13 protein-coding genes, 1 tRNA gene and 1 other RNA gene are annotated in these 14,450 nt (G+C 67.5%); 6 read left to right on the top strand and 9 right to left on the bottom strand.

The window, feature by feature from the left end:
- Positions 1–134: 134 nt before the first annotated feature.
- Complete coding sequence (locus BCM27_RS17870; RefSeq protein WP_004023691.1) at positions 135–716, top strand: TetR/AcrR family transcriptional regulator; 582 nt, start codon at positions 135–137, stop codon at positions 714–716.
- 61 nt (positions 717–777) lie between these two features.
- Positions 778–1,151, top strand: a transfer-messenger RNA (tmRNA) gene (ssrA, locus tag BCM27_RS17865).
- A gap of 57 nt (positions 1,152–1,208) precedes the next feature.
- Here ssrA and BCM27_RS17860 read toward each other — a convergent pair.
- From BCM27_RS17860 to BCM27_RS17830, 7 genes are read right to left on the bottom strand one after another with little or no spacing between them, the layout of a single operon-like run.
- Complete coding sequence (locus BCM27_RS17860) at positions 1,209–2,087, bottom strand: metal ABC transporter permease (protein ID WP_004023690.1); 879 nt, start codon at positions 2,085–2,087, stop codon at positions 1,209–1,211.
- Entirely contained in the window at positions 2,084–2,890 is an 807-nt protein-coding gene (locus tag BCM27_RS17855) for a metal ABC transporter ATP-binding protein (protein ID WP_004023689.1), read from the bottom strand. The genes BCM27_RS17860 and BCM27_RS17855 overlap by 4 nt, the downstream gene beginning before the upstream one ends.
- Positions 2,887–3,810 carry a metal ABC transporter substrate-binding protein gene (locus tag BCM27_RS17850; RefSeq protein WP_004023688.1) on the bottom strand — a complete coding sequence of 308 codons (924 nt, stop codon included), beginning with the start codon at positions 3,808–3,810 and terminating at the stop codon, positions 2,887–2,889. Before BCM27_RS17850 ends, BCM27_RS17855 begins: the two co-directional genes overlap by 4 nt.
- A gap of 54 nt (positions 3,811–3,864) precedes the next feature.
- Positions 3,865–4,506 (bottom strand): class I SAM-dependent methyltransferase, encoded by a 642-nt coding sequence (locus tag BCM27_RS17845; protein ID WP_004023687.1) that lies wholly within the window; start codon positions 4,504–4,506, stop codon positions 3,865–3,867.
- Positions 4,503–5,633, bottom strand: coding sequence for an ABC transporter permease (locus BCM27_RS17840; protein ID WP_004023686.1), 1,131 nt, complete (start codon positions 5,631–5,633; stop codon positions 4,503–4,505). The genes BCM27_RS17845 and BCM27_RS17840 overlap by 4 nt, the downstream gene beginning before the upstream one ends.
- A complete protein-coding gene (locus BCM27_RS17835; RefSeq protein ID WP_004023685.1) occupies positions 5,630–6,469 on the bottom strand; it encodes an ABC transporter ATP-binding protein in 840 nt (279 codons plus the stop codon). The genes BCM27_RS17840 and BCM27_RS17835 overlap by 4 nt, the downstream gene beginning before the upstream one ends.
- Positions 6,470–6,489: 20 nt before the next feature.
- On the bottom strand, positions 6,490–7,722 hold the full coding sequence (locus BCM27_RS17830; protein WP_033205687.1) for a CaiB/BaiF CoA transferase family protein: 1,233 nt from the start codon (positions 7,720–7,722) through the stop codon (positions 6,490–6,492).
- Positions 7,723–7,918: 196 nt separating this feature from the next.
- Between BCM27_RS17830 and BCM27_RS17825 the strand changes: the two genes are divergently transcribed.
- Positions 7,919–9,703, top strand: coding sequence for a long-chain-acyl-CoA synthetase (locus BCM27_RS17825; RefSeq protein WP_004023683.1), 1,785 nt, complete (start codon positions 7,919–7,921; stop codon positions 9,701–9,703).
- Positions 9,704–9,707: 4 nt separating this feature from the next.
- Here the strand turns inward: BCM27_RS17825 and BCM27_RS17820 are convergent, their stop codons facing one another.
- Positions 9,708–10,466: an alpha/beta hydrolase gene (locus BCM27_RS17820; protein WP_004023682.1), complete on the bottom strand. Its 759-nt coding sequence runs from the start codon at positions 10,464–10,466 to the stop codon at positions 9,708–9,710.
- On the opposite strand from BCM27_RS17820, the gene pgm reads away from it, so the two are divergent.
- The 3 genes from pgm (at position 10,465) to BCM27_RS17805 (ending at position 13,145) form a co-directional block, all read left to right on the top strand.
- Positions 10,465–12,108: a phosphoglucomutase (alpha-D-glucose-1,6-bisphosphate-dependent) gene (gene pgm, locus BCM27_RS17815; protein WP_033205641.1), complete on the top strand. Its 1,644-nt coding sequence runs from the start codon at positions 10,465–10,467 to the stop codon at positions 12,106–12,108. The two genes, BCM27_RS17820 and pgm, sit on opposite strands and share 2 nt — an antisense overlap.
- 82 nt (positions 12,109–12,190) lie before the next feature.
- Positions 12,191–12,943 carry a DsbA family protein gene (locus BCM27_RS17810; RefSeq protein WP_004023680.1) on the top strand — a complete coding sequence of 251 codons (753 nt, stop codon included), beginning with the start codon at positions 12,191–12,193 and terminating at the stop codon, positions 12,941–12,943.
- Positions 12,944–13,072: 129 nt separating this feature from the next.
- A tRNA-Ala gene (locus BCM27_RS17805) sits at positions 13,073–13,145 on the top strand.
- 79 nt (positions 13,146–13,224) lie between these two features.
- On the opposite strand, the gene BCM27_RS17800 is transcribed toward BCM27_RS17805, so the two are convergent.
- Positions 13,225–14,403, bottom strand: a complete 1,179-nt coding sequence (locus BCM27_RS17800) for a tyrosine-type recombinase/integrase (protein WP_239450616.1) — start codon at positions 14,401–14,403, stop codon at positions 13,225–13,227.
- Positions 14,404–14,450 lie beyond the last annotated feature (47 nt).

Genomic DNA, 14,450 nt, shown 5'->3' with positions numbered 1-14,450 from the left:
TTTCGCTGAGTGGTCCCGACCCGGATCGCTACAGTGACTGTAGCGCAACACTACGTGTAGCGTTTCGTGGCGCGGTAGTATTCCTGCCGACGGTCGGAACCGGGATCGGCGGGAAAACGTGAGGTGACCACGACGTGGCAGGCGGCAGCGGCCCGAAGATCGTCCGTTCGACCCTGGAGTTGCTCCGGACCCGCGGACCGGCCGGGGTCACGATCGAGAGCGTGGCAGCCCATTCCGGGGTGGCGCGTACGACGATCTATCGCCGCTACCGCAACCGGAACGAGATGCTCGGCGCAGCTCTGCTCGACGTCGCTGTCGTCGAGCCGCCTGATGTGGACCTTCCCGCGGAGGCCCGGCTGCGCTGGGTGGTGACCCACGCGGCGTCGATGGTGCTCGACGGAATCGGTTTCGGCGGCATGGCGGCCCTGCTGACCGATTCCGATCCCGAGTTCGGCATGCTCTTCCGACAGGTCCTCGCGCGCCACCGCGCCGAACTCCGAGAGGTACTCGACGCGGGTAAACGGCGCGGTCAATTCGCGGCGACGATGGAGCCGGAGATGCTGGTCGACGGCATCGTCGGGGCGCTCGTCGCCGAACGCGCCCGCACCGGAGGTGTCGCCGGTGACTGGGAGGACCGAGTCGTCACCGCGTTCGCGCCCATGGTCTTCGCCGCCGAGAGTGACCCCCGCCGGAGGTCTCGGGGGAAACGGGAATGAACTCTGCGGAACGAGTTGTTAGACTGAAGTGCTCGCTGACTTCGGTCGGCGGGTCCTACTCGGGGCTGATCGGTTTCGACTTCGTGCGTCGAGATAGGGGAAGCGTGTCGGTGCAGGCTGGAGACCACCGTGAGCGTCGCAGCAACCAATTAAGCGCCGATTCCAATCAGCGCGACTACGCCCTCGCTGCCTGAGTAGCGACGGCTAGTCTGTCGGCCCGGGTTATGCTCCCAGACCCGGATGCCGGCATCATCCATGGGAGCTCACCGTCCTCGCCGGTCGCGGGTGAGGTCGGAACACCAAACAGCGACTGGGATCGTCATCTCGGCTTGTTCGCGTGACCGAGAGATCCAAGTAGAGACATAGCGGACTGCACACGGAGAAGCCCTAACAACACGACGGAGGACCCGGGTTCAATTCCCGGCAGCTCCACGAGAAAGCGCCCCACCTGTTCAGGTGGGGCGCTTTCGTCTGTCATGGGCTCGGGGCCGATCAACCGGTAGTCAGCGCGTCGAGGGACGCACTCTCGCGGTGTTTGCGTCGTTTGGTGATGACCCCGTGGGTCGGACTGAACAGGTACACACCGAAGAACGCGATGCCCTGGACGAGGACGACCATCCCGCCGGGCGAGGTGTCCTGGTAATAGGAGATGTACAGGCCGATGACCCCGCAGATCGCCGAGATGGCCGGTGCGATGATCAGCATCCGGCCGAACCGGTCGGTGAGCAATCGGGCCGTCGCGCCGGGGATGATGAGCATCGCGACCACGAGCACGATGCCGACGACCTGCAGGGCTGTCACCGCGGTGAGGGCGAGCAGCGCCAGGAGGGCCGCGCCCAGTAACCGCGGGCTGAGGCCGATCGCGAAGGCGTGCGTGCGGTCGAAGGCGTACAGAGTGAAGTCGCGCCGCTTGAGAAGGAGCAGGGTCGCCACGATCGCGCCCAGGATCGCGATCTGCACCAGATCCGACGTCGAGACACCCAGCAGATTGCCGAAGATGATGTGGTTCAGATCGGTCTGGCTCGGCGTCACCGAGATCAGCACCAGCCCGAAGGCGAACAGGGTCGTGAAGACGATGCCGATGGCCGCATCCTCCTTGACCCGGCCGCCGTCGCGGACGGCGCCGATCAGTGCCACCGCGAGGAAGCCGAAGATCACCGCGCCGATGGCGAACGGGACGCCGACGATGTAGGCGAGGACCACGCCGGGCAAGACCGCGTGCGAGACGGCGTCGCCCATCAGCGACCAGCCGATCAGCACGAGCCAGCACGACAGCAGCGCACACACGACCGAGGCGATCAGGGTCGCCCAGAGCGCACGCGTCATGAACGCGTAGGCGAAGGGGTCGAGAAGGATGTCGACGATGCTCACGAGACCTCCTCGTGGTGTTCGGAGTCGAGGGGCCCGAACTCGCGGCGTTCGGAAGTCGGTCGGGCGAGTGGATCGAGGCCGAACGCGCGGACGAGGTTGTCGGTGGTGATCACCTCGGTCGGCGCGCCCTGGGCGATCACCCGGCGCATCAGCAGGATCGCCTCGTCGGCCAGCTCGGGTAGGACCTGCAGGTCGTGGGTGGACACCAGGATCGTCGTCCCGGCGTCGGCGAGCTCGCGCAGCAGCGCTGTGATGGTGGCCTCGGTGCGTTTGTCGACGCCGGCGAACGGCTCGTCGAGCAACAGGATCCCGGCTTCCTGTGCGATGCCGCGGGCGACGAAGGCCCGCTTGCGCTGCCCGCCCGACAACTGGCCGATCTGACGGTCGGCGAAGTCGGTGAGCTCGACGCGTGCGAGGGCTTCGTCGACGGCGTCGTGGTCGGACCGTTTCGGGCGACGCGTGAATCCCAGATGGCCGTAGCGACCCGTCATCACGACGTCGCGGACCGAGACCGGGAAGGTCCAGTCGATGTCCTCGGACTGCGGCACGTAGCCGAGCGCGCCGGCTCGACGCGCCGCGGCCGGCGTCCGACCGCCGAGCCGGACCGTGCCGGTCGTCGGGGTCACCGACCCCACGATCGTCTTGAACAGCGTCGACTTGCCCGATCCGTTCATGCCCACAAGGCCGCACACCTGGCCGGCCGGTACTCGCACCGACGCGTGGTCGAGGGCGAGGATGTCGCCGTACCGCACGGTCACGTCCGCCACGTCGATGGCGGAACCGCTTGTCGCTGAGGCGTTCACGTGTTGCTCCCGGTCAGGCCCGACACGATGGTCGCGACGTCGTGGCGGATGAGGTCGAGGTAGGTGGGTACAGGGCCGTCGGCCTCGGAAAGCGAATCGACGTACAGAGTGCCGCCGAATCGGGCGTCGGTCGCGTTGACGACCTGCTTCATCGGGGCGTCGGAGACGGTGGATTCGCAGAACACGCCGGGGACACGGTTTGCCCGGACGAAGTCGATCGTGTCCGCGACCTGTTGCGGCGTCGCCTGCTGTTCGGCGTTGACCGGCCAGATGTAGCGTTCGGTGAGCCCGGCGTCGCGGGCGAGGTAGGAGAACGCGCCTTCGCAGGTGACGAGGGCCCGTTCGTTGGCAGGCAGTCCGGCCAGTGCGGAGGTGAGGCCGGTCTGCACCTGCTGAAGCTGCTTCTTGTAGGCGGCCGCATTGGATTCGAAGGTGGTGGCGCCGTCGGGATCGAGTTCCGTGAACGCCCGAACCATGTTGTCGACATAGATCTGCACGTTCACCGGACTCATCCACGCATGCGGGTTCGGCTTGCCCGCGTATGCATCCGAAGCGATGTCGATCGGCTCGACACCCTCGCTGACGACGACGTGCCGGACGTCGAGGCCGTCGACGAACTGCGCGAACCAGGCTTCGAGGTTCAGACCGTTGTCGAGGATGAGCGAGGCGGTCGCGGCGCGCCGGATGTCGCCGGGGGTCGGCTCGTACCCGTGGATCTCGGCGCCCGGCTTGGTGATCGACTCTACCTCCAGGCGGTCGCCGGCGACCTCCGAGGCGATGTCGGCGAGCACGGTGAACGTCGTGAGCACGACCTTCTCGTCAGGGAGCCGGCTCGACAGCGTGCACCCCGCGACGATCGTGCAGACGGCGGCAAGGAGGGCCCCGACGGGGACGAACCGACGACGCGCGCGCTTGGGCATGCCGACACTATAGTTTCGGCTGCCCGAACTTTCTAGTTCGGGGCGTGCTCGCAGCTACCGTCGCCGTGCGAGCAGGTGGAACTCGGGAAAACGGTGGTCGTCGTCGGCGCGGCGCACCGTTCGCCATTCCTCGTCGAGCCCGGCTCCGGCCAGTGCGGCGGACATGCGATCCGGGTGCCACCGCCAGGCGGGCGCCACGCGATGATCGAACTCGATGACCTCGTCCGCCTCGGTGGTCTGTCCCGCGATCAGCACGACGCCGCCGGGCCTCATCCGAGCGGCCCAGCCGCGGAGGATGTCCGGGACGGATCCGGGCGGCACATGAATCAGGCTGAATCGCGCGACCACCGCGGCGATGTCGATCTCGTCGAGCTCTGGCGATCTCAGCCGTGCATCGTCGAGGACAAACCGAAGGTCGGCATGCGATGTTCTCGCGATCCGCACCATCTCCGTACTCGGATCGGCGCCGATGACATCGAGGCCCGCGGCCGCCACTTCCGCCGTCACCCCACCCGGCCCGCAGCCCACGTCCAGCACGGTTCCGGGGACGCCGCTCCCGCGGACATGGTCGACGAAGGCATCGATGACGTGACGCTGCAGAGTGTTGGAGAACGGTGACGGGAACGTCGTGGCGTACAGGTCGGCGAGCGCGTCGTATCCGGGCTGGAACCCGGCGTCGTCGTCAGCTGAACTCATGCGATCCGGACGCCGCGCGGGAGTTTTCCGGCCGGAATCCGGAGACGACGTGCGGCGACGACGTAACCCAGCCCACCGAACACCAGATAGATCCCCAGGCCGACAACCCACGAGTGGCCCATCTCGGACGTCTCGTGGGCGGCCTCGCGGGCGATGTGTCTGGTGGGGGCGTGCTGGTCGACGTAACCGTAGGAGATGTCGGCGCACGTCCGTGGGCCGATGTACGGACCCGCCCGCACTGCCGACAGCGTCCGGGAGATCTCCTGAGCCGCCGTGCTGTCGGAGGATCTCATCGGGTTCTCCGGTGGCGAGGACACGGCGTCGGCCACGATGAAGAACGGGTTCGGGGCGAGGAGCCACCAGATGCGTTCGTGATGGTGGAACTCCTCGTCTCGGGTGACCTCCCGACACGTCCAGGTCGGCGTCGGGCTCGATGGGTCGGTCACCGTCGTCTCGGTGCGGACCACCGAATGCGTCTGTGCGACCGTCGGATACAGGAGGCCGAAGACCACCGGGAGGCCGAGGAGGAGGAAGAAGACGGCCGCTTGCGTCAACACCGCGGATCCCGCCGGGCGCGCCGTCACCGCGGAGAATCCGAGTCCGATTCCCGCGTAGCAGACGAAGATCAGTGCCAGGACGATCGCGCCGAGCACGCCGCGCCAGATCGGTTGCGGCGCTTCGATCACGCCCCAGATCAGATACGGGGTGGCGACGGCGACCAAGGCCATCCCGGCCACCCAGCTCCCGATGAGCTTGCCGAGCGCCAGTTGCCAGTTGCCGATCGCGGTGTCCTGGACCACGGCCAGGGTTGCATCCTTGCGGTCGCCGTTGATCGTCGTCGCCGCCAGCGTCGGGGCCACGATGATCCCGAGCAGCAACAGGAATCCGACCAGGAGCCCGTACAGGTTCGACGCCCATCCGGTGTAGGTGCCGCCGAACACTCCCACGGCCAGGTACATCGATCCGAAGACCGCCAGCGAGATCACGACGAAGGCGACGATGAGCGTGGCCTTCCACCTCGTCGTCCGGAGCCGCTGGCGCAGTTCGAGTTCGACGATGACCCCGACCATGCGCCACCAGCCGGTGAATGACGTGCGCGACGATGGCGCGTCGGGTTGCGTGATCATCGGCGCTCCGGGTCGAGTGCGAGGTAGGCGTCTTCGATGCCGGTGGACACGGGAGTGAATTCGCTGACCGCGGCCCCGGAGGACACCAGTTGTGCAAGGTGCCGCGCGGCGTCGGACTCGTCGTCGAAACGGACGTCCCGCGCCTGCCCGGGAGGCTCCCCGACGAGTCTGATGCGCCATACCCCGCCGGCCGCGCCCTGCGGGGCGTGGGTCCGGCCCTCGGTCATCAGCACGACGTCGTCGACCATCTCCTCGAGCTCGGAGAGAATGTGCGACGACACGAGGATCGAGCATCCATCGTCGGCGAGGCGGCGTAACTGACTGCGCAAGTCCATCCGCGACCGCGGGTCCATGCCGGAGGCCGGCTCGTCGAGCAGGAGGATCCGGGGCCGATGCACCAGGGCGCGGGCGAAGCCGAGTCGCTGTTTCTGGCCGCGCGACAACTCGTGTGCCGGCCGCGTCGCGAGATCGGTCAGGTGGACCAGCTCGAGGAGTTCAGCGGCGCGTTGCCGGGCCTGGGTGGTGGGCATTCCGTAGAGCTTGCCGAACGTCGTCAGGATCTCGCGCGCCGTGAGACTCTCCCAGGTGCCGAAGATGTCCGGCATCCACCCGGTCAGCCGACGCATGTCGGTCGGCTGCACCGGGGCGTCGTCGACCGTGATCGAGCCGGTGTCGGGGGCGAGCAGGCCGGCGAGGAGCAGGAGCAGAGTCGTCTTGCCGGCCCCGTTGGGGCCGACGAGGCCGGTGATCCTGCCGGATCTGAGTTCGAGGCTCGCATCGACGACGGCGGTGTGCCGTCCGAAGGTGCGCGAGAGCCCGGTCGCGACCAGTGACATGCCTCGACCGTAGCCGAGTGTCAGATGACCCCGGCCTCCCGCAACGCCGCGACCTCGTCTTCGGACAACCCCAGCAACCCGCCGTAGACGGTCTCGTTGTCGCAACCGGGGGCCGGGGGACCGGCGTTGCGGATGCCGCCGGGGGTGTCGCTGAACTGCGGCACGACGCCGGGTCCGAGCACGGTGCGCTGGGCACGTTCGTCGTAGTGTTCGGCGATCATCCCGCGCTCCTTCAGGTGCGGGTCGGCGACCACCTCGGCGACGGTGTTCACCGGACCCACGACAACGCCTGCCGCGCCTAGGATCTCGGTCAACTTCTCCGGGGAGTGCTGTCGTGACCAGTCGCCGATGAGGGCGTCGAGTTCGTCCTGGTTGCGGCCACGGGCGGCGTGATCGGCGAACCGATCGTCGGTCGCGAGTTCGGGCTGTCCCATCGCTGCGCACAGTCTCGCGAAGACCGAGTCCTGGTTGGCGGCGATGATGACGTGGGTGCCCTCGCTGGTGGGGTAGAGGTTCGACGGCGCGATGCCGTCGAGGCGGGTGCCCGACGGCCCGCGCACGACGCCCCCGGCGTCGTAGTCCGCGATAGCCGATTCCTGAACCGCCACACAGGATTCGATGAGCGAGGTGTCGACGACCTGCCCCCTGCCGGTCACCGAACGTCGGTACAGCGCGGCGAGCGCGCCCTGCGCCGCGAACATCCCCGCCAGTGTGTCGCCCAGCGAGAGGGCGATCCGCGGCGGGAGTTGGCCCGGGTAGCCGTTGAGATGACGCAGCCCGCTCGCGGCCTCGGCGACCGAGGCGTAACCGGCGCGGGTCGAATCCGGGCCGGTCTGGCCGTAACCCGAGACACGCACCACGACGAGCCCCGGGTTGTGTGCGGACAGCACGTCCGGTCCGATGCCGAGCCGCTCCAGCGTTCCGGGACGGAAGTTCTCGACGACGACGTCGGCTCGCTCGGCGAGACCGAGGAACAGTTCGCGGCCGCGATCGGACCGCAGGTCGAGGGTGACCGCTTTCTTGTTGCGCCCGTGAACCGTCCAGTAGAAGCGGTGGCCGTCGACCTCGGCCTGGCCCCAGGTGCGGATCGGGTCGGGCTTGCCCGGCGCCTCGATCTTGATGACCTCGGCGCCCATGTCGCCCAGCAGTCGTGCGGCGTGGGGGCCCGCGATGAGCGTGCCCAACTCGAGCACGATGACGCCGTCGAGGGGGCCGGCGGGGCGTTCGCTCATCGGTCGCGAGGTGTCGGTCATCAGGACAGTGTGGCCGGTCACCCGGCGCTCGCCAAGCTCCGACATCGACGCAGCGAGGATCGCGTTGGGAGTTGCGCGGCGGTGACCGGGCCCGACCGCACATGGATCGATTGGAACAATTACGCCCCGCCGTGTCATTGACGACGAATCCCGGCTAGGGTGTGTGTCGTCCAACACACAGGAGAGGCTGGAAAGCATGGTTGATCACGCATCGGGAACGGGACTCCTGCCGGACATCCGGTTGGCCGACATGATGTCGGGAGTCGCGTCGCTGCGTGGTGATGCCGGCACGATCCTGCGCACCTTGCCGCAGATGCTGCCCAAGCCGCCGACGACCAAGATGTCGATCGGCAAGCGCTTCCAGCAGAGCGTCGACAAGTACCCCGACCGGGATTTTCTCCGGTTCGAGGGCACCTCGATCACCTATCGCGATGCCAACGCGCGGGCGAACCGGCTCGCCGACTTCCTGATTCGGGAGGGCGTCGGTCGCGGGGACGTCGTCGCCGTGCTGTCGCGCAACCACCCCGATGTGGTCATCACCATGCTCGCCATCGTCAAGACGGGTGCGATCTGCGGTATGCTGAACTACAACCAGCGGGGCACTGTTCTCGAACACAGCCTCGGTCTGATCGAGCCGAAAGTCGTTCTCTACGAGCGCGATCTGTTGGAGGCGCTCGAGTCGGTGCCCGCCGGGTGCCGCCCGGCGAAGGAGTTCACCTTCGACGAGCTCGCCACCCTGACCGCGCGTTGCTCGCCCCTCGACCTGGCGGTCACCGAGTCGATCGAGGTCGGATCGACCGCAATCTACATCTTCACGTCCGGCACCACCGGGTATCCCAAGGCCAGCAAGATGAGTCACTATCGCTGGCTGGTGGCCATGAACGGCATCGGTGGTCTGGGAATCCGGCTGCGCGGCGACGACGTCATGTACACGGCGCTGCCCTTCTATCACAACAACGCACTCACGATCTCGGTGTCGTCGGTCCTCGCGTCGGGCGCGTGCCTGGCCATCGGCAAGCAGTTCTCGGCGTCGAAGTTCATCGACGAGGTCATCGAGAACGACGCCACCGCGTTCGCCTACATCGGTGAGCTGTGCCGCTATCTGCTTGCGCAGCCGCCGAAGCCGACCGATCGTGCGCACCGCCTGCGCCTCGCCGTCGGCAACGGTCTGCGCCCGGACATCTGGGATGCGTTCACCGAACGCTTCGGAATCGACCGCATCGTCGAGTTGTACGCGGCGAGCGAGGCGAACATCGGATTCATCAATGTCTTCGGCTTGTCCAAGACGGCCGGGTTCTCGCCGTTGCCGTACACGATCGTCGAATACGACGAGGAGACCGGAGAGCCGCTGCGCGGTCCCGACGGCCGGGTGAAGCCGGTCGGCCGTGGCGGAACCGGTTTGCTTCTGGCGCAGATCAACTCGCGAGTTCCCTTCGACGGCTACACCGATCCGAAGGCGACCGAGCGGAAGATCGTCCGCGACGCGAAGCGTAAGGGCGACAAGTGGTTCAACAGCGGAGACGTCGTGCGCGATCAGGGTTTCTCGCACATCGGTTTCGTCGACCGCATCGGCGACACCTTCCGGTGGAAGGGTGAGAACGTGGCCACCACCGAGGTCGAGGCCGTGCTCGACGCCCACCCGGCCGTCGAGGAGGCAGTCGTGTTCGGTGTGCCGATCCCGGGGGTCGACGGCAAGGCCGGCATGGCCGCCATCAGCTTGCAGGACGGGGAGTCGTTCGACGCGGACGGGCTGGCGCGGCACGTTCGCACCGGACTGCCGGCCTACGCATTGCCGCTGTTCGTGCGGATCGTCCCGCAACTCGAGCACACGTCGACGTTCAAGAACATGCGCACCGAGCTGCGCAAGCAGGGGTACGCCGAGACCGGTGACGACCCGCTGTACGTGTTGGCGGGGGAGAAGTACGTCGAGTTCTACCCCGAATTCGTCGACGAACTGGCCGGGGCGCGTCGGAAGGGCTGACGCGTCAGGCGGGTCGTAGCGCGGACAACCGCTCACCGACGAAGTCGAGAGCGCTGCGCTGCCACAACCCGATGTGGTCGAGCATGGCGTGACCGCCGTCGGGGACCGGGATGAACTCGGCGTCGACCCCCTGTGTCGATAGCTCGTCGATGCCCTTGCGGGTCCGCTTCGCCAGGGTCCGGGTGTCGGCATCGCCGTGTACCGCGACGACCCGCGCGCCGGGCTGGATGTGCCGCCAGTCGGCGAACTGCCACCAGGGCGCGAGTCCGAGGACACCGATGACCCGGCGGTCGGCGGCGAGGTGGGCGGCCACGCGCCCGCCCATGGAATGGCCGATCGCGACGACGGGGACACCGGGGTGTCGTCGACACATCTCGTCGAGTGCGGCGCGCGCGGGCAGCATGGGAGAGTTCTCGTCGCCGTTCCAGCCGTAGACGCGATAACCGACCTGGTGAACGCGCACGGACCGGCCGAAGCGAAGGCGCAGCGACCAGGTGAACGGGTACATGCGCAGCGCGGAGGGCTGCCAGGGACTGAACGGTGTGCGGCTGTTGTCCGTGCCGCCCGGGAGCACGAGCACGAGCAGGCTGGGGGAACGGCGTCCGGGGGACAACAGCCCCGGCAATCCCGAGATCAGCATGTGTGCGGGCCCCTCCGATGCGGTGACGACGATCGTCTCACCGTAGCGATTCGGTTTCCGCGACCGGACGGATCGGGTCGTCAACCGGGCGAACGGCGTGTGGAGTGGCAGAATCGCGATCATGGCACATCCTCGCGCTGGTACCTTGGCCCTGCCCGAAGACCTCGTCGATGTGGACGCCCTGGTGCGTGCCTATTACGACAACACACCCGATCCGTCAGACCCGTTGCAGCAGGTGGTGTTCGGGACGTCGGGACACCGGGGGTCGAGCTTCGACAACGCCTTCAACGAAGCCCACATCCTCGCGACGACGCAGGCGATCGTCGACTACCGGCGTTCGGCCGGGATCTCCGGCCCGCTGTTCATCGGCTTCGACACCCACGCACTGTCGGTGCCTGCCTGGCGCACGGCGCTCGAGGTGCTCGCGGCGAACGAGGTGACCGTCTACACCGCCGAGAGCGACTCCTTCACGCCGACGCCCGCGGTCAGTCGCGCCATCCTCACGTTCAATCGCGACAACCCCGGGGTGCTGTCCGACGGCATCGTCGTGACACCGTCGCACAACCCGCCCCGCGACGGCGGGTTCAAATACAACCCACCGACCGGGGGCCCGGCAGACACCTCGATCACCTCCGTGGTGGCGGCGCGGGCGAACGAGCTGCTCGAGCAGAAGCTCGACGGCGTCGCGCGGATCCCGTTCGACCGCGCCCGCAGCGGTGACTACGTCCAGGACTACTCGTTCCTGCTCAACTACATCGACGGTCTCGGCGACGTGGTGGACATGAAGGCCATCCACGACGCGGGGATCCGCATCGGCGCGGACCCGCTGGGCGGCGCATCGGTCGGCTATTGGGCCCTGCTGGGGCTGCGATACAACCTCGACCATCTGACGGTCGTGAACCCGACCGTGGACCCGACGTTCTCGTTCATGACCCTCGACACCGACGGCAAGATCCGGATGGACTGTTCGTCGGCCAACGCGATGGCCTCGCTCATCTCCGCCCGCGACTCCTATGACATCGCGACCGGCAACGACGCCGACTCGGACCGCCACGGCATCGTCACGCCCGACGCCGGTCTGATGAACCCGAACCACTATCTCGCGGTCGCCATCGACTACCTGTTCACCCACCGTCCGCAGTGGTCGGAGTCGGCGGCCGTCGGGAAGACGCTCGTGTCGTCGTCGCTGATCGACCGGGTGGTCGCCGGGATCGGCCGCCCGCTGCTCGAGGTGCCGGTGGGCTTCAAGTGGTTCGTCGACGGCCTGCTGAACGGTCGCGTGGCCTTCGGCGGTGAGGAGAGCGCCGGCGCGTCGTTCCTGACGTTCGACGGCAGCCCGTGGTCGACGGACAAGGACGGCATCATCATGGCGCTGCTCGCGTCGGAGATCCTCGCGGTGACGGGCAAGACGCCGTCGCAGCGGTATGCCGAACTCGCCGAGGAGTACGGCACGACGGCCTACGCACGGATCGACGCCCCGGCCAGCCGGGAGCAGAAGGCGGTGCTGTCGAAGCTGTCGCCGGAGCAGGTGACCGCGACCGAACTGGCCGGCGAACCCATCTCGGCGATCATGACGTCGGCGCCCGGCAACGGCGCGCCGATCGGCGGTCTCAAGGTGACGACGGAGAACGCCTGGTTCGCCGCGCGCCCGTCGGGCACCGAGGACGTCTACAAGATCTATGCCGAGTCGTTCAAGGGCGCAGAGCATCTCGCGCAGGTGCAACAAGAGGCGCAGCAGGTCGTCGACGCGGCGTTGGGGAGCTGACCGGCTCGGTCCGGTCTCGGGCGGTCACCGCCCGCGCTCATCCCTCAGACAATTTTCAGCGCGACGCCGTTATTGTCGGAATGTGAGCAAGAAGCGCAAGCCGGGAGCATCGGTGCCCCGCACCTCCAACTCGAAGTATCAGCCGAGCGCGCCGTCGAACACGATGACGTACGTGCTCGGCGGCGTGGCCATCCTCGTGATCGCGGGCCTCGTCATCGGCGGGATCTGGTGGAGCGGACGCGGTAAGGGCGAGACCGATCAGGCCGCGCTGGCGTCGAGTTCGACGATGATCGTGGGTCCGGAGACCGCGCCGCTGATCGACGTCTTCGAGGACCCCATGTGCCCGGTGTGCAAGGTCTTCGAGCAGCAGTCCGGGCCGGCGATCACCAAGGCCGTCACCGAGGGCAAGCTCCGCGTGCGCTACCACACGCTGCACTTCCTGGACTCGCGATCGGCGACCGGTGACTACAGCTCCCGTGCGGCCGGCGCGCTGGCCTGCGTGGCCGACGAGCAGAACACCGACCTGTTCCTGCGGTTCCACAGTGCGCTGTTCGCCGCGCAGCCGCCCGAGGACGGCACCGGCAACATCACGAGCCCGGAACTCGCACGCATGGCGACCGAACAGGGTGCGACCCCGGCGACCGCGACGTGCATCACCGACAACGCGAAGGTCGCCCAGGCAAAGGAGACCGCGCAGAAGTCGACCGACGAACTGTCGAAGGCGACGGGCGGCCAGGTCGGCACCCCGACCGTGCTGCACGACGGCGAGCCCGTCGACGGCGTCCTCGAGGGCAATGCCTGGCTCGACAGCATCCTGGGCGGTGGCAACTCCTAGAGGGGCAACTCCTGAGGGGCGGGACGCCGACCCGACACCAATCGGGTCGGCGTCCTGGCGATTTGGCTGGTATCGCCGAGATGGTGTAACTTCGCCAGTGCCCTTGAACAGGGCGGAACAACAAAATACGGGGCTATGGCGCAGCTGGTAGCGCACCACACTGGCAGTGTGGGGGTCAGGGGTTCGAGTCCCCTTAGCTCCACAATTGAGAAACCCCCTCCGACCTGGATCGGAGGGGGTTTTCTTGTGTCCTAGGCGAACTCGACCGCGGCCAATCTGTCCTAACTCTGTCCTACGGCATTGGAGAGGACCACCGCGGCCGCGGCCAGACGGTCGTCGGTCACGCGGCCGTACACGGCCTGGGTCATGCGCTCACTGTGCCCATGCCAGGCGGCCACCACGTCCGCCGGCACCCCGGCCGCCCGCATCCGTGACACCGAGGAGTGACGGAGGTTCCGGAGGGTGATGGGTGGCAGCTTGGCCGCCTTCCGTCGGTCGGTGAATAGTCGGGTGTACTCCCGGACCGGGAGCGGGGTCCCGTCGATTCTGGAGAGGAGAAGGTCCTCCTCCACGAGGGGGCGGCCGACGGCCAGGCGTTCCCGGAGATGGTGGGTTCTCATCGCCTTCAGCATCGCCAGTTCCCGCGGGGGGACCGGGAGGTCCCGGACACTCCGGGAGTTCTTCGGGTCCGCGATGACCTCCCGGCCGTTCACGTCCACGCGGGCCTGGCGTATCCGTAGCTCTCCGGCCTCCAGGTCCAGATCGCACCACCGGAGGCCGCCCACCTCCTCCCGGCGGAGACCGAGGAGGGTCAGTGCGAAACAACCGGACAGACGATGGTCGGCCACGTAGTCCAGGAACTCGGTCATCTGGGCCGGCGTCCATATGTCTCCCTCGGCCACGGCCACGATCACCTTCTGTTCCGGGGCCTGAAGATGCGCGGACGGGTCGTAGGGGATCCATTTCATCGTGACGGCGTGGGCCATGACGGACTTCACCGAGACGATGGCCCGACGTTTGGTGGAGGGCGCCAAGGCCTTCCCGGGCCTGGGTGTCCCGTCCGCGTTCGTACCGTGCTTGGTGGTCATCGTCAGGGACCACTCGGTGAGGGCCTCGGGGGTGAGTTTCTGGACGGCCACCTGGCCGAAGGTGCGACGCGCGTAGGCCAGGCTCTCCCGATCCGCACGGACCGTGTTCTCGCGGACCCGGTCGTCGGCCTCTCGAATCTTGATCCAGTGATCCGCCACGTCATCGAACGTGCGGTCCGACTTCGCGGCCCACGTTCGCCCACGCCACTGTTCCCGTTGCTCATCCACCCATTCCTGGGCCGCCTTTTTGGTCGGGAACACCTTGGTGGGCCGGACCTGTTTTCCGGTCACGGGGTCCGTGCCGAGAGTCGGCCGCGCCCGCCACCCCTTCTGGACGTTCTTCTTCTGTCCGTTGACGGTTACCGTCGCCATGTTCGGCCGAACGGAGTTGTCCGCCCGATGGCCTCTCTGGCGCTGAT

The sequence above is a fragment of the Gordonia terrae genome, from assembly GCF_001698225.1.
Classification (GTDB): domain Bacteria; phylum Actinomycetota; class Actinomycetes; order Mycobacteriales; family Mycobacteriaceae; genus Gordonia; species Gordonia terrae.
Note: the sequence above shows the minus strand (reverse complement) of the source record. Positions and strands in the feature narration are given on the sequence as shown.

Coding starts and splice junctions, on each gene's coding strand:
- BCM27_RS17820 (WP_004023682.1), bottom strand. CDS start 10,466: ATGATCGCGATTCTGCCACTCCACACGCCGTTCGCCCGGTTGACGACC.
- pgm (WP_033205641.1), top strand. CDS start 10,465: ATGGCACATCCTCGCGCTGGTACCTTGGCCCTGCCCGAAGACCTCGTC.
- BCM27_RS17835 (WP_004023685.1), bottom strand. CDS start 6,469: ATGTCACTGGTCGCGACCGGGCTCTCGCGCACCTTCGGACGGCACACC.
- BCM27_RS17840 (WP_004023686.1), bottom strand. CDS start 5,633: ATGATCACGCAACCCGACGCGCCATCGTCGCGCACGTCATTCACCGGC.
- BCM27_RS17800 (WP_239450616.1), bottom strand. CDS start 14,403: ATGGCGACGGTAACCGTCAACGGACAGAAGAAGAACGTCCAGAAGGGG.
- BCM27_RS17850 (WP_004023688.1), bottom strand. CDS start 3,810: ATGCCCAAGCGCGCGCGTCGTCGGTTCGTCCCCGTCGGGGCCCTCCTT.
- BCM27_RS17845 (WP_004023687.1), bottom strand. CDS start 4,506: ATGAGTTCAGCTGACGACGACGCCGGGTTCCAGCCCGGATACGACGCG.
- BCM27_RS17830 (WP_033205687.1), bottom strand. CDS start 7,722: ATGACCGACACCTCGCGACCGATGAGCGAACGCCCCGCCGGCCCCCTC.
- BCM27_RS17825 (WP_004023683.1), top strand. CDS start 7,919: ATGGTTGATCACGCATCGGGAACGGGACTCCTGCCGGACATCCGGTTG.